At 66.3% G+C, this 23,929-nt stretch carries 13 protein-coding genes; 9 read left to right on the forward strand and 4 right to left on the reverse strand.

Going from position 1 to position 23,929, the window contains the following annotated elements; genetic code table 11:
* Positions 1-50: 50 nt before the first annotated feature.
* A complete protein-coding gene (locus H6678_06520) occupies positions 51-998 on the forward strand; it encodes a hypothetical protein (protein MCB9473445.1) in 948 nt (315 codons plus the stop codon).
* A 380-nt stretch (positions 999-1,378) separates the two neighbouring features.
* Here H6678_06520 and H6678_06525 read toward each other — a convergent pair whose 3' ends face one another.
* Positions 1,379-2,794, reverse strand: coding sequence for a hypothetical protein (locus tag H6678_06525; GenBank protein ID MCB9473446.1), 1,416 nt, complete (start codon positions 2,792-2,794; stop codon positions 1,379-1,381).
* A 509-nt stretch (positions 2,795-3,303) separates the two neighbouring features.
* On the opposite strand from H6678_06525, the gene H6678_06530 reads away from it, so the two are divergent.
* A complete protein-coding gene (locus H6678_06530) occupies positions 3,304-4,392 on the forward strand; it encodes a hypothetical protein (GenBank protein ID MCB9473447.1) in 1,089 nt (362 codons plus the stop codon).
* 26 nt (positions 4,393-4,418) lie between these two features.
* Here the strand turns inward: H6678_06530 and H6678_06535 are convergent, their stop codons facing one another.
* From H6678_06535 to H6678_06545, 3 genes are all read right to left on the reverse strand, one after another.
* Positions 4,419-6,779 (reverse strand): hypothetical protein, encoded by a 2,361-nt coding sequence (locus H6678_06535; GenBank protein ID MCB9473448.1) that lies wholly within the window; start codon positions 6,777-6,779, stop codon positions 4,419-4,421.
* 160 nt (positions 6,780-6,939) lie between these two features.
* Complete coding sequence (locus H6678_06540; GenBank protein ID MCB9473449.1) at positions 6,940-10,293, reverse strand: AAA family ATPase; 3,354 nt, start codon at positions 10,291-10,293, stop codon at positions 6,940-6,942.
* Positions 10,290-11,414, reverse strand: a complete 1,125-nt coding sequence (locus H6678_06545; GenBank protein ID MCB9473450.1) for a saccharopine dehydrogenase NADP-binding domain-containing protein — start codon at positions 11,412-11,414, stop codon at positions 10,290-10,292. Before H6678_06545 ends, H6678_06540 begins: the two co-directional genes overlap by 4 nt.
* A gap of 240 nt (positions 11,415-11,654) precedes the next feature.
* On the opposite strand from H6678_06545, the gene H6678_06550 reads away from it, so the two are divergent.
* From H6678_06550 to H6678_06580, 7 genes are all read left to right on the forward strand, one after another.
* Entirely contained in the window at positions 11,655-14,237 is a 2,583-nt protein-coding gene (locus H6678_06550) for a PAS domain S-box protein (GenBank protein ID MCB9473451.1), read from the forward strand.
* 264 nt (positions 14,238-14,501) lie between these two features.
* Entirely contained in the window at positions 14,502-18,434 is a 3,933-nt protein-coding gene (locus H6678_06555) for a T9SS type A sorting domain-containing protein (protein MCB9473452.1), read from the forward strand.
* 30 nt (positions 18,435-18,464) lie between these two features.
* Entirely contained in the window at positions 18,465-21,125 is a 2,661-nt protein-coding gene (locus tag H6678_06560) for a T9SS type A sorting domain-containing protein (protein ID MCB9473453.1), read from the forward strand.
* Positions 21,126-21,152: 27 nt separating this feature from the next.
* Positions 21,153-21,566 carry a hypothetical protein gene (locus tag H6678_06565; GenBank protein MCB9473454.1) on the forward strand — a complete coding sequence of 138 codons (414 nt, stop codon included), beginning with the start codon at positions 21,153-21,155 and terminating at the stop codon, positions 21,564-21,566.
* A 53-nt stretch (positions 21,567-21,619) separates the two neighbouring features.
* Positions 21,620-22,672, forward strand: coding sequence for an alkaline phosphatase (locus H6678_06570; GenBank protein ID MCB9473455.1), 1,053 nt, complete (start codon positions 21,620-21,622; stop codon positions 22,670-22,672).
* Positions 22,673-22,908: 236 nt separating this feature from the next.
* Positions 22,909-23,283: a DUF2255 family protein gene (locus H6678_06575; protein ID MCB9473456.1), complete on the forward strand. Its 375-nt coding sequence runs from the start codon at positions 22,909-22,911 to the stop codon at positions 23,281-23,283.
* A gap of 57 nt (positions 23,284-23,340) precedes the next feature.
* A complete protein-coding gene (locus H6678_06580) occupies positions 23,341-23,883 on the forward strand; it encodes a GNAT family N-acetyltransferase (GenBank protein ID MCB9473457.1) in 543 nt (180 codons plus the stop codon).
* Positions 23,884-23,929: the final 46 nt, after the last annotated feature.

Consider the following 23,929-nt stretch of genomic DNA (forward strand, 5'->3'; position numbering starts at 1 on the left):
GGCATGTTTTCCCGAAGTACCGACATGAGTCACAGACAAGGAACAGAACAATGAGTCTCCTGCGCGGGCTGGCCTTGGTGCTGCCCCTCACACTGCCTTTGCTGGCCTCGGCCCAGCTGGGCCTGCTCTGGTCGGCCGACCAGGGAAGCATGGAAGCGGGCTGGCTGTACACGGATCTCAATGGCGATGGTCTGGAAGAACTGATCAAGGAAGACGGGCTGGGCACGGTCTTCCTCGACGGCGACGGTTCCTATGCCACGGTCTGGTCTGTGGTGGACCCCGCCCCGGACAGCAATGCCTGGTTCAGTCTGGCTGCCCGCGAGGGCAACTCCTTCATCTTCACCCGGGTCAACACCACCAGCCAGCAGAGCGAAGTTCTGGTCTACAACGCCATGGCCAATGCGCCTGCCTGGACCAGCGGCACGCTCAGCGGTGTCCTGTACCGAACCACCAGCGACGACCTGTACGGCACGGGCCAGAAGCAGCTTGCCGCGGCCTGGAACCGCCTGGTGGGCACTGCCTATGCCTCCGGCTGGCGTGTCTGGAACCTGGCCACCGGTGCGGTGTCCTACAATCCGGGCGAAGGGGCGGGCTACCTGATCGGTCCCTGGAGTGGTCCCATGGAAACCACGGCCGCCAGCCAGCTGATCTTCAACCGTTACCCCAGCGCGGGCAGCCCCACACTGGAGTGCTGGGGCATTCCGGTGGTCGCGGTCGCTGCGCCCGCTGCCCGTCCTGAGCAGCTGGGCCTGCAGGCCTGGCCCAACCCCTTCAACCCGGTCTGCCGCATTGCGCTGGCACACGCGCCCGCGGGCGATTTTTCCCTGCGCATCACCAACGTGCGCGGCGCCCTGGTGCGCGAGATTGCCCTCGTGGGCAACGGCGGTCCGCTGGAACTGGTCTGGGACGGCCGCAATCAACAGGGCCGCCCCCTGCCTTCCGGCAGCTATCAGGTCATGGCCGCCGGCGAAGCGATTGGTGTGACACTGGTCCACTAGGCTTCCGGAATCCTCCGGACACGGACATCCCCGCCTCGGTGGAGATGTCCGTGTCCGGGCCACCTACCGGGGGTGCTTCGGTGGGCGCTTCCTTGCCTCCCGCCTCGCCCCCTTCCTCGCCACCCACCGCGGGTACCACCAGGACGTGTGATCGTGGCAATCTCGTCACCCAGCGGTTGTCATTCGGCCGATGCCGCATGAATGGCGGTGCTCGCGGCGACTGACCGTGCGGGCCCTCGGCCCCGGCTGGGGCGTGGCACGATCCGGCCTGTGACCTGTCCGATCGGGTGTGCGTGCAGGGCAGGGGCGAGCACGACCAGAAAAAAAGGGGGAGGGCTTTGCCCTCCCCCAGATCTGGATCCGTTGCCAGCGCGGTGCGCTCAGTGGCTCACGCAGACCACGCGGTAGAAGCGCTCCTCGTCGGGGGTGCCGATGAGGTCATCGTACTCGGTGGCAGCCTGATCGCCCAGCAGGGTCCACTGGGCGGGACGCGCATCTGCGCTGGGCATGCTGTACACCAGATAGCTGCTCACGCCCTGCACGGGGCTCCAGCTCAGGTGAGCCTGATTGCCGGCCAGACGCACGATCTGCAGGTCGGCGACGGCCGCGGCGGGAGCCGGGCTGCCGTGGGGACCGTTGCCCATGGGGATGTCCGTGTGACAGACCGTGCACTGCGCCAGGGTTCCGGCATGACCCTGGAGGCTGATCACCTGCAGGTTGTCGTTCTCTTCGCTGCTGGGCAGAATGGCGTGCGGGCTGCCGTGGCAGGCGCTGCAGTACAGGCCGCCGTGGCCCGTGCTCATCCTGAAGAGAGTATTGGGCTGCTCGGCATAGTTGCTGCCGTGGCAATTGGAGGCGCCGCAGCTGGGCTCGTCCAGCCAGGGACGCCGGCCTTCACTGATGCTTTCGGCCACATCGCGCATCGTGCCGTGGCAGCTCTGGCAGATCATCGGCTCGTCGATTCCTGTGGCCATCACTCCACGCAGGCACTGGGCCTGGTTGCCCGGGTGACACTTGTAACAGGTGGCGATGGAATTCGTGGGGCGAATGTCCTTGTGCTTCTCGTGCAGGCGGTAGCTCAGGGAACGGGCTTCCGGAATGCCGGGCGTGCCCAGCGCGTTCGAGGAGTGGCAGCGAGCGCAGAGAATCGGGGTATCGTTGGGATCGAAACCTGCCTCATCATCATGATGGTTCAGAATGCTCTGTTCCGAGGAATGGCAGCCCGAGGAGACACAGCCGATTTCGTTGGAAACGGGAATCACCACCTCGGTCATCGCCAGCAGGAAGTTGTCGCTCTCGCGCCGGGCTTCCAGCCGGATCAGCTGGAAGGGCTGCTCGTTCACAAGGTCATCGTCCTGGAAGGGCGTGATGGGCACGCCCGTGACTTCAAAGAAACCATCCAGGGCTTCCATGCTGCCTGTCAAGCCATTGCCGGTCAGGCCCACATCGGGAGGCAGGGGCGCGGGCAGGTCGAAGATCTGCTGGGCATAGTCCCAGAAATTGGTCTTGGTCACCGAGGTGGTGTTGCCGGGAATCGAGTAATCAATGCGTACGCCCTCGGTCACCAGCTGGGGAAGTGAGCCTTCCTGGCTGTATACGAGCTGCGCCCGGACATTGTTGTAGGGCGGCAGCACGACGAACGAAGAGAAGTCCCCGTTGGCGCAGTGCATGCCCAGATCGTTCCAACCCAGCAGCACGTACTTTTCCGCCTGCGCGGAACCGGCCAGCAGCAGTGCAGGGACCAGTCCCTTCACGAGCAGCGCCAGCGCCGTTCTCATCCTGTGTTCAATCAACATGATTCCTCCCGAAGTGGTTGAGCCGGGACGAACATTCTTTGCGTCCAAGCAGTATGATTGATGTGCTGTCGTGTCTGGGGGGGTGGTGTTGGACGCCCTGAAGATGCCGCTTGTTCAGGACACAATCTGTCCTCTGGAGAGAGGAAGTCGCGTTCTGTGTCGCATGGCCGATGGTCCTCGGGCCATTCGGCTTTGAGTCGGGCGCAGGCATGCGTCATGCGACACGTTATCAGGATTGCATGACAGTTCCAGCTTTGATAACGGCGTTTGAAAACCTCTGGAAAATGACCGGACTGTCAGAAATTCTCGGCTTGTCCCGGGTCATTTTCCCCGCTGCTGTTCACGGGAGAAGAGGACACTTTCGCGCCTTTGGCCCCTTGGCACCGGAAAACTTGTTGAGACGAGTGAATTTCTCCGTGTTCCCGCTGCCGGCTTTCCTTAGGTTTGGCACCTCGGCTCCGGGCGGGGCGCCACAGGAACTCCCACAGCTCAACAACACGGGACTCACCATGTCTAGACCTACCATCGCCACGCAGCTGGCCCTGCTGAGCTGCCTTCTGGTCGGGCTGCTGATGCTGGCCTGCGACAACGACGACGCTGAGACGGCCCAGGCCAATCGGGCACCGGTTCTGGCCGATCGTCAACTGCTGCTGGACGAGCAGACGGCTGAGACCGTGGACTTCCTGGGCAGCGATCCCGACGGCGATTCGCTGTCCTACCACTTGCTGCAGGCACCCGCCCATGGCACGCTGGTGGGCAACGTGCTGCAGCCGGACAGCGGGTTCACCGGGGATGACGCGTTTCTGCTGCGGGCCTGGGACGGGCAGGACAGTTCGCGCACGGCGCTCTTCAGCATCACGGTCCGTCCGGTCAATGCTCTGGAAAGTGCCGTGATCATCGGCGAGAGCATGGCGCTGCTCACCGGTGGCGCGCTGGAAGCCCTGGATGCCGTGGCGCGCCTGGACCTGTTGCCCCAGCCGCCCCAGCAACCGGGCAAGGGCTCGCGGGTGGCCACCGAGAGTTTCGACCCCGATTCCTGCATCTGGGATCTGGGAGCCCACCGCGACCACCTGAGTGAGCCCGAGGATTCGTCCGGTTTCAGTTTCGAGGAGGCATGGCGTGTCTGGCTGCGTGACGAGGCCAGCGAATGCCTGCAGTACGCCGACAGCACCCTGCGCTGGATGGACATGCGTCGCGACTTCAACGGCTCGGGCTGGAACGGCACCTTCACGGGCCAGCGCGACGGACACGACTCCTTCCATCTGACCGAATTCAATGCCGGCCTGCCCGGGATTCTGGTCAACGGGCGCCACGAACGCCGCGGTGATGGCATGCTGCTGCGCCGTGACCAGTGGGTGGAGCACGAGTTCGAGCTGGAGCTGGAATTCGAGGATGTCCGGATGGTGCCCGTGGGCGATCGCCTGCTGCCGGTCTCCGGTCAGGTCAGTCTGGACCTGCGGACCCGGCGGGACGCTGTGGACGTGCGGCGGCGCGCCGTGATCGAATTCACCACTCCGGGCGAAGGCGGCATCCGGTTCGACGACGGCGATGAATGGATCATGAACATCTTCACCGGCTCGGTCAACCCGGCCCAGTAGGCCTCGGCCGTGCGCGGCACACGCGCTCAGGGAATCGAGAGGACGCTCACCCGGTACAGTCCCACGCGGTCGCTGCCGTACTCGCCGGGAAGGTCCAGCGCAGTCTCCCGGGTCTGGGCCAGCAGGATCTCCTGCCCCTGCGCGTCCCGGCGATGGATGAGGTACAGCGGCTCGTTCAGGGGAGTGCCGTTCTCGAACTGGGTCACCGCCTCCCAGTGCAGCCGGACCCGGTTGGCCACGATCGCGATCCGCAGATCGCGGGGAGTCCGCGGAGTGCAGCCCGGGCACCACAGCGTGAGACTCGCGAACTCCTGGGCCTGATCCATGTCCAGCGGGTCCACATCGGGGCAGCCGGGCTGGTCTTCGGACTGCCAGGCGATGCGATGCAGCAGATCGGGCTGCCCCGCGATGCGCAGGCGCAGCAGCTGGTCGTGGCCGGGCAGCCCGGTGTGCGACACGGCCAGCCGCAGGCGCGTGGCGCGCCATTCGGGCATCCAGCCATCCCAGTCCCGGGCGGTCTGCCAGTGGCCGTCCTGCAGCACCTCCAGTGCCACCGCACGCAGCGCGGAGCCGCCATCACCCACTCCGTCCTCCGGATGATGCAGCAGGTCCACACGCAACAGCTGGGCCGGCTCGACTCCTTCGTTCAGCAGTGGCACCGTCTGCCAGAAGGTGCCGCTGCGCAGGGGAGCCTCGGGCCCCGACCAGTCGGCGCAGGGCCAGCGCGGTCCATCCAGCCCGCTGGCCAGTCCCACCCGGCCCACCGCATTCCAGGGAGTGCCCGAGGGCGGAATGAGCGCCACCGGGACCTGCAGATGGATCACCGGATTCGAGGTGATGTCGCCTTCGCCCAGTGCCGAGTCACCCGCATCCAGGTCGCGGATGAAGCTCAGGTGCAACTGCCCCTCATGGACGCGGTCGGCCACGCTGGGCCAGTCCTCGGCCTCGCAAAGCCAGGTGTCACAGTCAGGGCTGGTGCTGTTGGTCAGATTGACCGCAGGCCCCCAGGTCTGGCCGTTGTCGGCCGAACAGCGCGCCAGGATCTCGCCGTTGTACCAGCCGTAAAAATTGCGGTCTTCCGGGTCGTACTGCGACCAGATGCAGTACAGCCATCCGGTGCTCTCGTCCAGTGACAGCTGGGGCCGGTCGACGCACATCCGCCCGCTCTGGGGGGTGAGCCGTGAGGGCGGATCGCGCAGCACCGAGTTCCAGCCGGCCAGATGGCTCCACTGGCCACTGTCCACATTCAGATGCCAGATCTGGCCCCGGTCGGTGTGCCACTGGTACGCGACCCGGCTCAGCGAATCCCCGCTGGCGGTTCGCACGCGGCTGGTGTCGTCGTACATCACGGCGGTGGAGAAGACCAGATGGAGGTTGGCCTGCGGCGTGGTGTCAAAGAGTCCGTCCAGGTCGCAGAAGGCCCGGCAGCCGAAGTCGCCGAAGGGGCTGCTCGAGCCTGGACCCCAGTGCGTCAGGTTGACCCCGGCTCCCGGATGGACCAGCGGGGCCAGATTGCCATCCTCGGCGATCAGGGCCAACACATCATGGTGCAGCAGACGTCCGATCTCGCCCTCCTCTCCTTCCCAGGGCATATCCAGCGAATCGGTGGGCTGCAAGTAGACCAGGGCCGTGCGCGCCGTGTGATGGGAGGCCACCGCGATGGCCGAGACGGTGCGACACTCCTGCGCCAGCAGCAGGGAGGGGCCCGGTGGCACCATCATGTCGGTGACGGCCTGTCGGTACCACAGGCTGTTGGGCAGCGCGGCCTGCGGGCCCGCCTGGGTCAGGATGTGGATCCGTTGCTGGTTGTCCACGGCCAGCTGGGGCCAGGACTGGTCAGGATCCCCGGCCCAGTCGGTGCTGAAGAATCCGATGCATTCCGAGACGTCCACATTGTACGAGCTGCGGGAGGCATTCTCGTGATGCAGCGCAAGTACCATTGAATTGGGCTCCACGGTGCTTGAACCCGGGCCGGTGAGAGCCATCGATGGGAATCGCGAGGGCACATTGTCGGGGAGCCAGGGACCCGATACGAGCTCATCATCTGACAGATCATGACACCAGAACACGACCGTGGGCAGCGTGTGGTTCCAGACGATGCGACCCCAGACGCCGTGCACGATTCCGGTGGGTGAGACCACGATGTTGCGCCCCATCGATCCCGGATGCTGTGCGTCCAGAGTGGTGATCCCGAGCTGGAACGCGCTGCCCAGCCAGTCGTCCACCAGCCGCCCGTCCGGCTTCTGGACAGGCTCCACGTCGATCCCGGGGTGTCCACCGGACACGGCATCGGAACTGCGGGCAGCGGGCGGGGCGGCTCGCAGTGCGGATGTCAGACAGAGGAGAATCAGCAGCCAGGGCAGCGGCAAGGAGGAGGCGTTGCGCATGATGGGCACTTTCCAGTGGACCCGGACGACACCCTGCGCTTGACAGGGTCTCGCGGGATGCGTCCCGGGGCGGGCAAAGGATCAATCGCGAACGGCGGGAACATGGTGAAGCCCGGGACGCGAGCAAAGAGGAAAGACACGCCGGCACATGACACCGGGCTCAGCGCGGCGGGCCGTCCAGCAGTTCCCTGGCCCGTCGCGCGGCGGAGTCCAGCTTGCTCTCCACCAGGCGAGGCAGAGCGTCTTCCAGTCGCTCCCTCAAGGCCGGGGGCAGCGGCCCCTCTTCGCACTCTGCCAGACCCAGGACACACACGGCCATCGCGCGGGAATCCGGCTGGCCCTCCAGCAGTGCCAGGGCTTCGGTCCAGGCAGCGCGGGCGCGGGCACGCTCGCCCCGCTGGAGCCGCAGCTCGGCCAGACCGCACAGGCATTGTGTCACGGCGGGACGCTGCCCCTGGACGCGAAAGAGTTCCAGCGCTTCCTGAGTGAAGGCTTCGGCCGCCTCCAGCCGACCCTCGCTGGCGGCAAGTCGGGCCAGGTCGGTAAGGGCGAAAGCCTCGCCCTTGGCGTCTCCCAGCACGCGGCGCAGGTCGCGGCTCTTGAGGAAACAGTCGCTTGCCCGTGTGGCATCACCCAGCTGCAGGGCCAGATGACCCTGGCTGCGCAGCACGACGGCCCGGCCATGCAGGTCGCCCAGCTCACCGAAGAGGGCCAGCGCGTCGGCCAGTTCCTGCTCGGCGCTCTCCAGTTGCCCGTCCAGCAGCAGCAGATCGCCCAGGCTGCGGCGCACGGCCGCTTCCTTCTCGCGCAGTCCGAGGGCCCGGCTGTGCTGCAGCGCCTGCTGGTAGTGCTGGCGTGCTCCCGCCAGGTCGCCACCCAGGCGGGCCAGATCGCCCAGGGACTGCTGGCAGCCGCAGAGTCCACGCAGGTCGTCCAGCTGGCTGAACAGCCGTTGGGCCGCTTCCAGGGCTTCGCGCGAGCCGGGACTGTCGCCGATCGCGCGTCGGCAGCTGCCCAGGCCCATCAGGCAGTCGGCGCGCTGGGCCGGCGATTCCTGCAGGGGCAGCCGCAGCAGAGCGTCTTCATAGAGCGCGATCGCCCGGGGCAGATGACCACGGATGCGCGCCAACCGCGCCAGTTCGCTGAGGGCCAGTGCCTGCTCTCTGGCCGTGCCAGTGGCCTCGGCCAGGACCAGTGCCTCCTCGAGGCTGGCCCCGGCCTCTTCGCGCCGGCCCTGCAGCGCCTGCAGGCGTCCCTGAAGCACAAGGACCTCGCTGCGTGCTCCCGGGGGCAGCGGGCCGTGGTCGCCAGCGATCAGGCGCTGGCAGCGCTCGAGGGCCTCGCCCCACTGGCCCAGACCTTCCTGCAGCGCGGCCAGCTCACGCTGGAGGCTGGTCAGGGCGGGTTCCGTGCTGATTCCGGGAGCCGCCTCCAGCCGCCGGGCCAGACGGGTCCCCAGATCCAGTCTCAGTCGGGGATCGGTATTGCAAGCGCCTTCCCGCCAGGCGCGGGCCAGCCAGTGCCCCGCCTCGGGTGCCAGATCCGCCTCGTCGAAGTGGCGTGCGATCAGCAGGGTCCGTGCGGGGTCATCCGGCCAGCGTTTCGCCGCCTCGCGAGCCGCCAGACCATGGATCAGGCGTCGATTGTGTCGCAACAGGGTGGTGTAGCACACTTCCTCGACCAGGCTCGAGACCACACACAGCTCGCCGTGCTCCAGTTCGCGCAGCCAGCCACCCCGCAGCAGCTCCTGCAATGGGTCGTGACCCTCGGTGGCGTCCGCCAGCCGTGCCAGGCAGTCCAGCAGCAGTTCCCGCGGAAACTGGCCACCCAGCACGGCCGCACATTGCAGGCCGCGCTTGAGGCTGGCGGGCAGCAGGTCCACGCGGCTGAGCAGCAACTGGTTCAGACCGTGTGGCAAAGGCAGGCGGCGACTCTCGTCGCGCAGCAGCCATGCACCTTCGCGGCGCACCAGCAGGTCACGTTCCTGAAGCAGAACCAGCAACTCGCGCAGCACCAGCGGATTGCCCTGGGCTCTGGGCAAGAGCAATGCGGACAGCCCCTCGGGCAGACGCTGGCAATCCAGCGCGTGCAGCAGCAGGCGCCGGGATTCCTCGTCGTTCAGCGGAGGCAGGCGCAGGTTGTCCACACCGGGCAGCGCTCCCGGATTGCCAATGCCCTCGCCCCGGTGCAGCAGCAGCAGGAACAGTCCACCGCGAGCCTGCTCGCGATCGCGGTCGCGATTCCAGTTGCTGGCCAGGTGTTCGAGCAGTGTGTGACTTAGGGCATCGGCCCGGTCGAGATCTTCGCAGATCAGGGTCAGCGGTTGAGGCGACCGGGAGGCCAGCTGTTCCAGCAGGTGGCGCAGGCAGATCGCCAGGCGCGCCGGCAGACCGCCCGGATCCATGGGTGGCTGTCCGCTCGGCCAGGGCAGTCCCAGCAACAGACCCAGCAGGTTGGCCCGCTGCATCACATCGTCCCCGGAATCGGACGAGTCACTCCCCATGCTGGCCAGGGTCTGGCGGAGCAGCGCGCGACAGGACTCGTCCTGGTCGGCGTCCCCCAGTGGCAACAGCTGCGTCAGCAGGCTGCGCCAGAGGCTGCCGGCCGTGCCGCCCGTGGTGCCCGGTGCCACCCGCAGGGGCACGGGAACCAGATGGCTGGACTCCTGTGTGAGACGGCCCAGGAACTCGCGCACCAGTCGCGACTTGCCCTGGCCGGCTGGCGCCAGCAGCTCGCGCGCCACCAGGGTGCCATTGGCGTGCCCGGCGCAGGCCTCATCCCAGGCCATGGCCAGTGCCTGCAGTTGTGGTTCCCGCCCGATGAAGTCCTGCTCGCTCTCGCTGCCCAGGGGCAGGGGCGTGCTCTCGAGCGCGTGATCCACGGTCCAGACGTGCAGCGGCTGCGCCTTGCCCTTGACCTGCAGCTCGCCCCGGTCGGTGAAGCGGAACCGGTTGGCGACCAGTGCCCGGGTCTCCTCGGGAATCAGAATGCTGTTCAGCGGGGCGTGGCTTTCCATGCGCGAGGCCACGTTCACCGCATCGCCGTAGACGGTGAAATCCCCTTCGCGCTTCTTGCCCACGCGTCCGGTGGTGACCAGTCCCGTGTTCACTCCGATCCGGATGCTGAGCGAGGTGCCCAGCAGGCGGTTGACCTCCGGCAGGTCCCGCAGCATCTTCAGCCCGGCCAGCAGCGCGCGCTCGGTGTCCTGCTCGCTGGCATTGCGGCTGCCGAAGAGCGCCATGATCAGGTCGCCTTCGTATTTGTCGATGTAGCCCGAGTACTTCTCGATGGAGTTGGTGAACACGGTCAGCACACGGTCCAGGATCTGCTGCACGTCCTCGGAGTGCAGGCGTTCACCCAGTTCGGTGAAACCCTTGAGGTCCATGAAGAGAATCGCCACCCAGCGGTTCTCGCCTTCGCGCAGACGCTCCTCGCCCCGGGCCACCGGGTTGAGGATCCGGCCCAGGGACTCCAGCTCAGATCCGAGCAGGCTGTCGGCCAGGGGCAGGGTCACCCGCGGATCTCCGTGTGATGCAGGGTGACATCCCGTTCGGCCAGCAGGGCCAGAATGCGCTCGAAGGCGCGGGCATTGCGGGCCACGGTCTCCGGAGGGGAGATTCCGGGCACGTCGTACAGGCCTTCGGCCAGGGCTCGCAGGGTGGCCGTGCAGGTGTAACCGGTCGTACGGGCCATGGAGGACACCCCCGCGGCCGTGGTGCGGTGGTCCAGGTCCCAACGGTGCAGCAGGGGGCCGCGCTCGTCGTGCCCCTGTACGTCCACACGCATCACGGTGAGTTCGGCCTCGCCCGGTTCCAGTTTCCACTGGGGCAGCAGCAGGCGTGCGCTCAGCTCCAGCGGCGTTGGACCTCCGGGCATGCCGGGCAGTGGAGTGGTATCCAGAAAGCCGCCATCCCGCAGCAGGCGGATCGCGTCGTAGTGGCCCGGCCAGCGCAGGGTCTTTTCCACCATCTCGGGCACCGGCAGGCTGAACAGCAGGCTGCGCAGGCCATCGGTATTCACCGCTTCCATGGTGCCCAGACCGGGAATCTCGACCCATTCCGGATCGGAGAGCGCCGGTTTTTCAACCAGCTTGCCATTCTGGCGCAGGCGCGCGGGCCGTGTGTACTCTTCCAGCACATCGATGGGCGAGAAGGGTGCCTTGTACTGCCAGGGCAGCCTGCGCTCGATGGGCAGCCCGCCCACCAGGCAGAGGTAGCGGCTCACGGTCATCGTGTCCCAGTGGTGGCCCAGCAGCATGTGGCTCAGGCCGGGGGCCACCCCGCAGTCCACGATGGCCACCCGTCCCCGCTCGCGGGCGAGGGCGTCCAGTTCGAACGGGTCCTCGGGAAAGAAGCTGATGTCCACGATGGACTTGCCCGCTCCCAGTACCGCCTCGACCGTGGTGCGCCCCATGAATCCCGGCACGGCACCCACGACCCAATCGCTGTCCTTGACCAGTGCGCCGATCCGGGCCGGATCGGACAGGTCGGCGCGCTGGGTCTGCAGTCCGGCCTCAGCCAGCGGGGCCAGCGCGGCGTCGTCACGGTCCACCACCCGCACCCTGAAATCGCGGGCCAGGTCCAGAGCCATCACCGACCCCACCATGCCCGCACCTAGAACCGTCACGTTCTGCATTGTTGTCCCTTTCTGCTGCAAGTCGCCGAAGATAGGATTGAGCGCGGGGAGGGCCGCGCAAAAGTCCAGCTTTGGAATCCAGAGGCCCCCGCCTGACCCGCCCTGCGAAGAATCTGGCGGGAACCGCGCGATTCAGGTTCAATCCCTCGTTCGCCGGGTCGATATAGCCGTTTGCCCCCTCGGTCCTGCCGGGAGTGCAAAGCTGGAACACCACGATTCCCGGCTCATTCAGGAGGTGCCTTGCAGACCAGTCAGGAACACGGAACCGAACCGAATCTCCAGGGCACCGGCATGTTCAACTCGGACAGGCTCCGGGCCGGTGCCGACCAGAATGATGTGTCAGGACTGGAGTGCACGCTCGAACGCTCGCTGCGCTCGCGCATTTCTTTGCTGGAGGCCGAACTGCGGGCTCTGCGCGGGCGCGGATCCACGGATCCGCTGGGTCTGCTGGACAGTCTGGAGGACCGGACCCTCTCCGACGGCGACCAATACCTGATTCAGATCCGTCGCCATCTCGCCAGCCGGGACAGTTTTCTCTCGGCCCTGTTCAACGATGCCCCCGAGGCGATTCTGCTGAGTGACAGCCAGGGCATCATTCTGGACGTCAATCCCGGGGCTGCCGAGCTGTACGGATACACGCGCGAACAGCTGATCGGCCAGCCCGCGTCGATCCTGGATGCCCACGGGGCCGGCGAACTCTTCAAGCAGGTCTGGGAAGAACTGACCCGCGTGGGCAGTGTATCCATCGAAGGCGAGGACCGCCGCGGCGACGGCAGCCTGATCCATGTGGAAACCCGCATGCGGCGCCTGGTGGTCGGCGAATCGGTCTGGTATCTGGCCTTCGTGCGTGACATCACCTCGCGCGTGCGCGCCCTGCGTGAGCTGGAGCGCAGCAAGGAACGCTACCGCAACCTGATCGAGAACAGCAACGAATCGGTCTGGCGACTGGAACTGGTTCCGGGTGTTCCCACCTCCCTGCCCGTGGCCGAGCAGGTGGATCGCATCCTGCGCCAGGCCGTGCTCGCCGAATGCAACGACCGCTGCGCGCAGGACTATGGACACAGCAGTGCCCTGCAGGTGGAAGGCAGTCACTACCGTTCCCTGCTGGAATCCCCGGAACGGATCCGGCCCCTGCTGTCCCATTTCGTCGAGAACGGACATCGGATGGTCAACCGGTTGGTCTGCAACCGCAACCGTCCGGGCAGTGTGCGCTGGTGGCAGAACAATGCGGTGGGCGTGATCGAGAATGGACGACTGGTCCGCATCTGGGGCAGCCATCAGGATGTGACCGAGGCCGAAAGCCTGCGCCAGAAGCTGGTGGAGAGCGAAGCGATGGCCCGTGCCGTGGCCGACATGGCACCGGTCGGCATCTTCCGCCGCTCTCTGGACGGCCAGGTGACCTATGCCAATCCTCAGGCCGAACGGATCACGGGCCTGTCGCTGGGGCCCCAGACCGCTCGCCAGTTCGCGCGGAACGTTCACGAGGAAGACCGCGAGCGACTGGACCAGAGCTGGAAGCGCATGCTGGCCACCGGCGAACCCTTTCGCGAGGAGCATCGACTGCGCCGTCAGGATGGCAGCGAAGTCTGCGTGATCGGCGAGGTGCGGCCCGTGCTGGACGAGAATGGTGAGACATCGAGTTGGGTGGGCACCCTGACCGACATCACCGAGAACCGCCGGCGTGACACGGAAATGCTCAAGATGCAGAAGCTGGAATCCGTGGGGACTCTGGCCGGCGGCATTGCCCATGATTTCAACAATCTGCTGACCGGCATCCTGGGATCGGTGTCGCTGGCCCAGGCGTTGCTGCCTTCGGGCAGCGGACGACTGGCCGAGGTGCTCTGCGAAGCCGAGAAATCCTGCGACCGGGCCGCCAGACTGACTCAGCAACTGCTCACCTTCTCGCGCGGGGGCGCGCCCGTGACACATCCCCTGAAACTGACCGAGCTGATAAAGGAAACCCTGCGCTTCAGTCTGCGCGGCATGGAGACACGGCTGCAATTCGACCTACCCGAATCCCTGCCCGAAGTCCAGGGCGACGAAGGGCAGCTCTACCAGGTGCTGCACAATCTGGTGAGCAACTCGATCGATGCGATGGAAGGCAAGGGCACCCTGAGGGTCAGCGCGTGTCTCAGCGGCCCCAACTGCGTGCTGCCCCCGGGTCTTGCGCCCGGCCAGTGGGTCCGGGTGCGCTTCCAGGACACGGGACCGGGCATTCCGGGCGAGCGGGCGGCCCAGATCTTCGACCCCTATTTCACCACCAAGGAAATGGGCAATGGGCTGGGCCTGGCCACGTCCTATTCGATCATCAAGAAACACGGGGGACTGCTGCGCTTCGAGCCCAGCGTGGGTCCCGGAGCCTGTTTCGAGTTCTGGCTGCCCGTGGCCGGCAACGGAACCGAGACGGCCGGTTCGGGCGCGTCCACGCCCAGCGGCAATCTGGCCCGCGTGCTGGTCATGGACGACGAAGCCACCATTCGTGGTCTGATGAAGGACCTGCTGCAGGTGCTGGGCTGCGAAGCCGACACGGTGCCCGACGGGGCCAGCCTGATCGAGAAGCTGGAAGCCGTGAAACGCATGGGGAACGACTACGACCTGATCTTCATGGATCTGACCGTGCCGGGCGGCATGGGGGGACGCGAGGCCGCGCGCATCATCAGCAGCCGCTGGCCCGAGCAGCGCATGGTGGTGATGAGCGGCTATTCCGATGACCCGGTGATGGCCCAGCATGCGGCTTTCGGGTTCGAGAACCGCCTCAGCAAGCCCTTCCAGCTGGATCAGTTGCGACGCGTGCTGGGAAACATCGAGAAGACCGTGCACTGAGCGGCGCGATTTCCTGACAGCTGTCTGTTCCAACAGCCCGCCGCGCGTTCCACGAGACGCCGGCGGGCTGTCGGCGTTCTCCGCGTCCCCTTGCCATGCCAGTGCCGGAGCCATTTCTCCCCGCATGGGCATTGGCCGGCTTGCAGGGCAGTGCGCGGGCATGTTTATTGCTTCTCATCGTCTGTCGCGAAGCGCTTGATCCCGAATGATTCCCAACGACGTCCATGGACCGCCGCCGGTGGTCCCGAACACATACGAGGCCCCATGACCGCCATCCGTTCCTTCCTGAGTCCCGCTGCGCTGCTGTTGACCATGGGCCTGCCCCTGCTGACCTCCGCCTCGGGCGACGCTCTGGTCCCCTGGCGCGACCTGCCCCAGGCAAGCTGGCGCATGGATCTCAATCGCCAACCGCAGGCCGGCCCGGTCTGGCAGCAGTTTCTGGCCAGCAATCCCGGTTTCCGGATCATGGACTGGGACCGCCACAAGGCAGCCCCCCACCGGGTGATCGGCGGCAAGCTGGCCCTGCCCGGCGGCCCTCCGACATCCGCCGAACAACTGGACCAGAGCCTGCGCACCTTCGTGGGCCAGAACCACGAGCTGCTGGCGGTGACGCCTGCCGAACTGGTCACCGAATCCATTTCGCTGCACGGCCAGGTGTGGTACGCCCACTATCATCAGCAGCTCCACGGTCTGCCCGTGGTGGGCAGCGAGGTCACCTTTCGCGTGTCCGCCGCGGGCAACCTGATGCTGCTGGGCAGCGATGCCTGGAGCGCGCTTGAACTTCGGCCCGCACACTTCGGCTCACAGGAGCTGGAAGCACGCCTGCGCGCCGCCTCCTCCCAACCGGTGCTGCTGAGCCTGGCCGATGAGGGCAGCTGGCTGGTGCCGATGGAGGATCCGGATGGTCGTTTTCGCGCGGCGGAACCGGCCCGGGTCTACGAACTGGCCAGCGAGGACGGGCTGCAGCGCGACCGGGTCTGGATCTCCGAGCACACGGGCGAGATCCTGCGGGCGCACTCACTGATCCGTCACCTGACCGTCAACGGCCAACTGCTCTGCGCGGTGGAACCCCAGGCTCCCGGTGATGCACTGGAAAACTGGCCATTGGCCTGGGCCGAGCTGAGTGTCAATGGTGTGTCCACCACCACCGATGAGAACGGCGACTACAGCGTGGATGTACCGGGCACGGGGCCCTGGACGGTGACCGGCCAGTATCGCGGTCTGTATGCCGACGTCAACCGCCAGGACGCGGCCGACACCCAGTGGAGCCTGAACCAGTCGGTCAATGGGGCCACCATGGTGCTGAACCAGGGCCAGATCACCGAGCGCGATGCCTACATACATACGGGTGTCACGCACGACTTCATCAAGGACATGGACCAGATCTTCGACGGGCTGGATGAACCGCTGCCTGTCAACATCAACATCGGTCAGACCTGCAACGCCTTCTGGGACGGCAGTTCCATCAACTTCTTCATGGCGGGCAACAACTGCCCCAACACGGCGCGGGTGGCCGGTGTGGTCTACCATGAATACGGACACGGCATCAACGATCGCCAGTACCGCCAGGCGGGCGCCCAGTGGGGCATGGAGAACGGCGCGATGCACGAGGGGCTGGCCGACGTCAACGCGATCTACATCCAGGACGAGAGCTATGTCTCACCGGGCTGGAACATCCGCAATCTGAACAACACCAACAGCTATCCCTGGAACATCTCGGGCGAGGTGCACGCCGACGGCATGATCATTGGCGGAGCCATGTACGATCTGCGCCTGCTGCTGCCGCTGGACACGGTGCGCCCGCTGTATCACTACGCGCGCTGGGGCCGGCCCGACGACTCCGAGACCGGCCGGGCCTTCTTCGAGTACTTCCTGGAACTGCTGGTGGCCGACGATGACAACGGCGACCTGAGTGACCTCTGCCCCCATTTCGACGAGATCGACCAGGCCTTCAACGAGCACGGCATCGGCAGCGTGCTGGCCTGGACCGTGACCCAGTTCACTCTCGAAGATCCCGTGCTGACCACCCCGCCCGAGCTGGATCACGGGCTGCTGTACACCATCGATACCCCCGAGTGGATCTCCGTGGAGCAACTGATCCTGCACTGGCGGATCGCCCCCGATGGCCCCTTCGCGGATCTGCAGGCCACTCCCCTGAACCAGAGCCAGTGGCAGGTCAGTCTGCCCGCACAACCGGCGGGCACCTGGGTCGAGTACTGGGCCGAAGCCCTGAACGGAGCGAATGTGCCGTTGAGCTGTCCCACCGGTGCGCCCGAGACCCTGTATCGCCTCTACTTCGGACCGGCCAGCCTCCAGCTGGTGGATTTCGAGGCCGACGATGGCGAGGGCCAACCCGACACCCCCTGGCAATGGGGAGTGCCCGACAACGGGCCCAGCCAGGCTTTCAGCGGGCAACGCCTCTGGGGCACCAATCTCACCGGGGCGTACACCGACAATCTGGATGCCGGGCTGGTCTTTCCCACGCGCACCGTGTCGGGCAATGGCCCCGTGGGCCTGCGCTTCATGCACTGGCGCTCGATCGAAGCGGGCTGGGATGGCGGCACCGTGGAAGTGTCGATAAACAGCGGCCCCTGGCAGGTCGTGACACCCGCGGGCGGGTATGATTTCAGCACCCCCGACAACAGCGCGCGCCCCGGCACTCCCTGTTTCACGGGCAGCGTGGGCTGGGAGCAGGTCGGCATCGACCTGAGCCTCCTGGTGGGCGCGGGGGATCAGGTGGCCCTGCGCTTCAGTCTGATCACCGATACCTTCGTCACCGAGGCGGGTTGGTTCATCGATGATCTGGAGTACATGGGCTTCACCGGGACCGGCGACTTCGTGCACACTCCCCTGCCGGACACGGAGAACGTCGCTCAGGAGAGCTTTGACGTGGTGGCCCGGTTGAATGCCCCGGTGGTTCCCGAGAGCGTCACGCTGGAATGGCGCTTCAACCAGGACGATGCGGTGACGGTGGCCATGAGCCCGGGCGAACTTCCCGGCGAATGGAACGCGACCATCCCCGGCCCGGGCGCCGAAGGTACCGTCTACTATCGCCTGCAGGCCAGCGGCCCCGACGGGTATCACAGCAGCGCTCCACCCTTCGAAGGTGAGTGGTACTCCTTCTCGCTGGGCGAAGACCGCGAGCTGCCCACGGTGGCCTGGCGCAGGTATCCGGTGAACACGGTCTTCGAACGTGCCACCTGGCAGCTTGAGGCACTGGCCCAGGACAATCTGGGAGTGGCCACCGTCCAGCTCTTCAGCCGTCCCAGTGGGGGCGAGTGGCAGGCGGACGTGTTCCTCGAGCCCGCGGAAGACGGGCTCTGGCGGACAGAAGTCGAAATCTTCGACGGATTCGGTGTCCATGAATACAAGCTGGTGGCCACCGATGCGGGCTCCCTGGCCAATACCGCCGATACCCCGGTGGTCGAAGCCACCTTCGGGGCGGCGATCGAGGACGGATTCGAAGACCCCGCCCTGCCGCTCTGGTTCGCCGAAGGAGCCTGGACGACCAATGCCCAGATCCATCACGGGGGAGAGGCCAGCCTGTCTTACGGAGTGCCGGGGCAGTTGCCCCTGGACGCGGATGCCGCGCTGACCTTCGTGCAGTGTCTGGACCTTGGAATGTGCGACGCAGGCAGTGGAGTGCTGCGGTTCTGGCGTCTGCACAATCTCGAGACCGGTGACGATCGACTCTGCCTTGATGTGCGGGAGGACGGGGGTGAGTGGTCGGAACGGGACAGCTGGACCGGGCAGTCCAACGGCTGGCAATTCACCGAGGTGGATCTGGGAGGCTGCATCTGGGGCTGTGTGGAACTTCGCTTCAGGGCTTCTCTGGATGGCGACAACGACCCAACCCAGAGCAGCATCCTGCTGATTGACGATCTGCGCATCGAGTACGCGGCCACCGCCGTCGATCCCGCACGCGAAGGCCCCGAAACCTTCGGCATCACGGGCGCCTGGCCCAACCCCTTCAATCCCAGTACCCGGGTGGCCTTCAGAATGCCGCTCTCCGGCGCGGCGCGGCTTGAGCTGTACAATCTGCAGGGCCAGTTGCTGCGTGTGTTGCACAATGGCCCGCTGCCCGCCGGCGAGCACACGCTGATGCTGGATGGCAGTGGGCTGGCCTCGGGCCTCTACCTGCTGCGCCTTGAGAGCCAGGGCCGCCAGGACACGCGCAAAGTGATGCTGGTCAAGTAACTCAGTCAATTCCTGTTCCACGGAGAGTGCATGCGAGCGAGTCGAATCACGGCGGGACTGACGGTGGTCGCGTTGCTGGCCGGGCTGGGTCTGTATCGATACACGGTGGAAGGGACGGACACGACGGTCCGCCGTCCGCAGCCCACCGAAACCTCGCTGCGGCAACGCAGCCATGCGCTGGGTGGCGCCGACCGCGCTCGTCTGCGCGAAGAACGCCGCGAGTACAAGGCGGAGCGCAAGGCCTGGATCGACAGTCTGCACCGCGCGGCCCCGGGCACCGACTGGCGGACCCGGGACAGAGTCAACCGGTTGCGCCTGCAGGATGAACGCCTGAACCGTGTGCGCCTCGAGGGTGTGCAGGCACTGGACCGACCTGTGCCGCTGCGGGATGGCCAGCGCGAGGTGGAAGGCAGCTGGACCGAACGGGGCAGCTCCAACCAGGCCGGCCGCATCCGTTGCGCCATGCTGGTGGACAGCACGGTCTGGGCGGCTTCCGATGGTGGCATCGTCTGGACGGGGCCGCTGGATGGCTCGAACTGGGTGTCCCTCAACGACTGGCTGGTCATGCCCGACATCGTCAGCATCGGGCGGCGGGCGGCCCGCGAGGCCCGTCCGGCCAGGCTCTGGGTGGCGCACAGCGGGGGCAGACTGTTCGACTTTTCCGACGACGAAGGTCAGCTCTGGCAACACGCACAGGGCCTGGACGACCCCGAGGACTGGGGGGGCTGCATCCGCGCCGAGGCGCTGGACGCCGCGTCCGACACCCTGCTGCTGCTCGCGCGGGAGTGGGACTACACCAACTGGGTCAGCCGCGCCTCCCTGTACACCAGCCGCAATGGCGGGGTGAACTTCCTGCGGGCGCACGACTGCAGCTGCGAACCCCAGCTTGCCGACATCTGGTCCGCCGGGGACGGCAGCGGCGGATTCCTGCTCGAGAACCTGCAATGCTGGGCCATCGCACCCAGTGGTGAACTGACCGCCCTGGGCCAGCTGCCCCAGAATCACAGCCCGTCGGCCGTGGGTCGGACTCACCTGCGTGGGCGTCACACGGCCCAGGGGGTGGAACTCTTCGCCGCGCTGTCGCTGGGCAATGCGAGCATTCTCTACCACAGCACCGACGGGGGCCAGAGCTGGAGCCAGAGCGGCAACGCGCCCACCGGGACCTTCATGATCAACAGTTTCGGCATCAGCGCGCTGGAAGGCGGGCCGATCTGGATCGGTGGCGTGGATGCCTACCGCAGCGAGGACGCGGGCGCCAACTGGACCCGTCCCAACATCTGGTGGCAGTATTACGACGACCCCGATAATTTCCTGCACGCCGACATTCCGGGCCTCCAGGCCGTGCCCGCGCCCGCCGGGGCCGACTGGGCCGAAGGTGTGTTCATCAGCACGGACGGCGGCCTGTATCTCAGCACTGACGGTCTGCAGAGCGTGAAGAACCTGTCCCTCCGGGGGCTGAATGTCAGCCAGTACTACGGCAGTTACAGCCACCACCAGTTCCCGGACATCGTCTACGCGGGCGCCCAGGATCAGGGTTTCCAGCGCAGCACGGGGGACCAGGGCGGGCTGATCGCCTTTGACCAGCTGATCAGCGGCGACTACGCCCAGTTGGTGTCCGGCGATGGCGGCAACAGCCTCTGGTGCGTCTACCCCGGTTTCGTGATGCATTATCCCGAGGCCACCGCCAGCGAGCAGGCGCTCTTCTGGGACTTCACCACCAGCGGCCACTACTGGCTGCCGCCCCTGATGGCCGATCCCCTTGACCCGACCGTGGTCTGGATGGCCGGCGGCGGCGAGAACGGCGGCACCCACCTCCAGCGCATCCAGCGGGTGGGCAATTCCCTGCAGCACAGCGAGCATCCCTGGAACTTCGCCAACGGCAATGGCGGTGCGCTGTCGGCCATGGCCTGTGCGCCCGACGACCCCCAGCGCTGGTACGCCATGACCGGCCAGGGCCGGTTCTTCAGCAGCGCGGACGCGGGCGACAGCTGGACCCAGAGCGCGGGCTTCGATGGCCCGGATGCCCACTACTTCCACGGCAACGACATTGCCGTGTCACCCAGCGAACCGGGCCGGCTCTGGGTCTGCGGCAGCGGTTACGACAACCCGCCCGTGTACACCAGTGCCGACTTCGGCGCCAGTTTCCAGCCCATGGACGCCGGCCTGCCCGGCACGCTGGTCTACGCGCTGGCGGTCAGTGACGATGGTCAATGGCTTTTCGCCGCCAGCGAACTGGGCCCCTGGGTCTGGGACGCCGCCGAGCAGAGCTGGCAGAGCATCGCCGGACTGGCCGCTCCCGACCAGGTCTACTGGAACGTGGAGTGGATCGAAAGCCGCCAGACCGCACGCTTCGTGACCTACGGTCGCGGCATCTGGGACTTCGAGCTCACCCATTCCACATCCGTGGATGACAGAATGCCCGAGCAGCCGGCGAGCTATCAGCTGAGCGCGGGTCCCAATCCCTTCAACCCGGACACGCGCATCCGCTATCGGCTCGAAGCCCCGGGCATCGTCCAGCTGGAGTTGTACAACCTGGCGGGCCAGCGAGTGCGGATTCTCGAGCAGGGCATGCGCCAGGCTGGAGAGCACAGCCTGCTGCTGAACGGATCGACGCTGGCGTCGGGCAGTTACCTGCTGACGCTGGAGGGTCCGCAGGGGCGGCAGACCACGCGAGTGACCTTGCTGAAGTAGGACCCTGCGAACGATAGGGAGAAAGCCATGCGTGCACGCGGACTCTGGCTGCTGTGGTGTGTCCTGCTGCCCCTGAACCTGTGGGCGCTGGATCTGGCCACCAGCATGGGCCAGGAGGACTTCACCCGCTGCGGCCTGCAGAAACTGGACAGCGCCGAGTTGCAGGCACTGGAAACCTGGATCACGGACCATACGCGGCCGGACTCAACCCAGGTCCCGCAGGAAACGACGCTCCTGTCCAACCACTCGGTGAATCTGGGGCAGGCCCCCTTCGACCAGGCGGGTCCGCTGGTCTGCTTCAGTTCCCGCAACCGCAAGTATCACTGTCCCGACTGCCGCTGGGCCTGGCCCGACAAAGCGGAAACGGAACTCATCACCCGGCTGGAGGCCGTCCGCAAGGGGGGCGCCCCGTGTTTCACCTGCAATGGCCGCTGTGAATGACAGCGCCCCCGAAGACTCAATGCACCCTGTTCGACTTGCCCGGAGGATGGACCATGATCGCCAGACTGCTGCCCCTGCTTCTGCTTGCGCTGAGCCTCCGCGCCGGTGCGGCCCCGACCCGGGTGATCCTGATGATCGGCGACGGCATGGGCGTGGGCCAGCTGACCGCCACCCGCGAAGCCCATCCCGGGCTGAACATGGAACGTTTGCGCAGCGGAGGCCTGGTCTTCACCGAGGCCGCCGACCAGCGCGTCACCGACAGTGCGGCCGCCGCCACCGCCCTGGCCACGGGCGTGTCCACCAACAATGGCGTGATCGGTCTCTCGCCCGCGGGCGACACCCTGCGCACGGTGCTGGAACTGGCCGCCGCACGGGGCATGGCCACCGGGCTGGTGGTGACCTGCCGGGTGACGCACGCCACCCCGGCCTCATTCGCCGCGCATGTGCTCAAGCGCGACATGGAGGACGCCATCGCGGCCCAGTTGGCCCTGGCCCCGCTGGACGTGCTCTTCGGCTATGGCTGGGGCCAGTTCGTGCCCAGTGGAGAACAGGGCTCGCGTCGCCATGACGACGTGGATCTGCGCCCCACGCTGCGCCAGCGCTTCCGCAGTCTGGCCTTCAGCCCGGCGGAGTACACGGCCGCCCGCTGGCAGCGCCCGGCCCTGGCCCTGCTGGCCGCCGACCACGGCGGCCCCGCCGCGGAGCGCGAGATCAGTCTGGCGCGCATGACCCAGGACGCGCTGGCCCTGCTGTCTCTCAGCGACGGCTTCTTCCTGATGGTGGAAGGCAGCCAGATCGACTGGAGCGGACACGGCAACGATTTTCAAGGCGTGATCAACGAAACCCTCGACTTCGACGCCGCCGTTGGTGTGGCCCTGGACTTCGCCATCGCCGACGGCCACACCCTGCTGGTGGTCACGGCGGATCACGAAACGGGTGGACTTTCCCTGCCCGAGTCAGGTCCCGGCTGGGGAGCCACGCATCACACGTCCGCCGCCGTGCCGCTGCTGGCCTGGGGCCCCGGCTCCGAGAACTTCTCCGGCCTGATGCCCAACCACGCCCTCGGCGCCGCCCTGATTCAGGCAGTCAGTGCGTCCACTCCCTGACCCTTGTGCCGATCCGAACGCACGACGCCACGACAGGACGACGCAACATCCAGTCGGGCCCGCTGAAGCTCGTTACCCGACCCGCTTTCACATACTGTCCGCGTGATCGGGTCGCCCGGAATGGGTCGCCCGGAATGGTAAGACACACTTCTATGCTTATGGCCCACTTCTCAATCGTTCCCCTCGCATCACGCCACGACTGATGGATCAAACCAACCCATGAACAGGCCCCCGCAATGATCCCCATCACCTTCCTCGACGCCGTGCACGCAAGCAATCTGACCGGTGTCCGTGCCGGCCCTCCCGTGCGGGACTTTCTTGAGATCTGGGTCGTGGTGGTGCAGGGTCGCCTGTTCGCGCGCTCCTGGGGATTGGCAGAACGGAGTTGGTATACGCTCTTCCTGGCTGGCGAGCCGGGTGTGCTGAGCAGCGGGGGGCAGGAAGTTGCGGTGCGCGGGATCATTCCTCCGGATCTGGAGGCGATGTCCGCGGCCATCAGCGCCGAGTATCTGCGCAAGTACGACCAGGGTGCGAATTCCAGCTACGCCCGGGAAATCGTCGCGGATGTGCATGTGGCACGCACCATGGAATTCATTTCCGCGGACTCCTGATGCTCCGCGCATGGATGGATCACTGACAAGTCCGAATCCCTTTGCCAGGAACAGACCATGGAATCAGGAAACCTCATCCTGCGGCCCCTGTGTCTTGAGGATGAAGCATCATTCCTCGATGCGATCGCTGCGTTCCGGAATGACACACCGCCCTTTTCGTTCGCATCCCATCATGACGCAACCAGGGATTTTCAACACCATCTCCGATTGCTGGAGGACTGGAGCCAGGGCAGGTCATTGCCCGCTGGGTGGGTGCCCAATTCGTTTCTGGTGGGTGTGGTGGACGGGCGCATCGTCGGGCGGATCTCCATTCGACACCACGTGAACGACAGTCTGGAGCGAGTGGGAGGGCACATTGGTTACGCTGTGATTCCCGATTGCCGTCGGCGGGGCCATGCTCGCGCGATGCTGAGGCAGTCCCTGCCGATCTGTGCCGGACTGGGTCTGAAGCGTATCCTGCTGACCTGCGATGAGGACAACCTGGCCTCTTGCCGGGTGATCGAGAGGTGCGGCGGGGTATTCGCGGGCTTGTGCGACGAACCCGAAACGACATTGCAGAAACGGCGCTACTGGATCGAGCTTGAGTCTGCCGGGGCGTGAAAGCTGCCCATCCGGCACCCTTGGACATTCGCGTCCGTTGATTTCC

The organism is Candidatus Delongbacteria bacterium (genome assembly GCA_020634015.1).
Taxonomy (GTDB): domain Bacteria; phylum CAIWAD01; class CAIWAD01; order CAIWAD01; family CAIWAD01; genus JACKCN01.

Excerpts from the sequence above, each read along its gene's own strand:
- H6678_06580 (MCB9473457.1), top strand. The coding sequence starts at position 23,341 with ATGGAATCAGGAAACCTCATCCTGCGGCCCCTGTGTCTTGAGGATGAA.
- H6678_06565 (MCB9473454.1), top strand. The coding sequence starts at position 21,153 with ATGCGTGCACGCGGACTCTGGCTGCTGTGGTGTGTCCTGCTGCCCCTG.
- H6678_06525 (MCB9473446.1), bottom strand. The coding sequence starts at position 2,794 with ATGTTGATTGAACACAGGATGAGAACGGCGCTGGCGCTGCTCGTGAAG.
- H6678_06545 (MCB9473450.1), bottom strand. The coding sequence starts at position 11,414 with ATGCAGAACGTGACGGTTCTAGGTGCGGGCATGGTGGGGTCGGTGATG.
- H6678_06535 (MCB9473448.1), bottom strand. The coding sequence starts at position 6,779 with ATGCGCAACGCCTCCTCCTTGCCGCTGCCCTGGCTGCTGATTCTCCTC.
- H6678_06560 (MCB9473453.1), top strand. The coding sequence starts at position 18,465 with ATGCGAGCGAGTCGAATCACGGCGGGACTGACGGTGGTCGCGTTGCTG.
- H6678_06520 (MCB9473445.1), top strand. The coding sequence starts at position 51 with ATGAGTCTCCTGCGCGGGCTGGCCTTGGTGCTGCCCCTCACACTGCCT.
- H6678_06575 (MCB9473456.1), top strand. The coding sequence starts at position 22,909 with ATGATCCCCATCACCTTCCTCGACGCCGTGCACGCAAGCAATCTGACC.
- H6678_06570 (MCB9473455.1), top strand. The coding sequence starts at position 21,620 with ATGATCGCCAGACTGCTGCCCCTGCTTCTGCTTGCGCTGAGCCTCCGC.
- H6678_06530 (MCB9473447.1), top strand. The coding sequence starts at position 3,304 with ATGTCTAGACCTACCATCGCCACGCAGCTGGCCCTGCTGAGCTGCCTT.
- H6678_06555 (MCB9473452.1), top strand. The coding sequence starts at position 14,502 with ATGACCGCCATCCGTTCCTTCCTGAGTCCCGCTGCGCTGCTGTTGACC.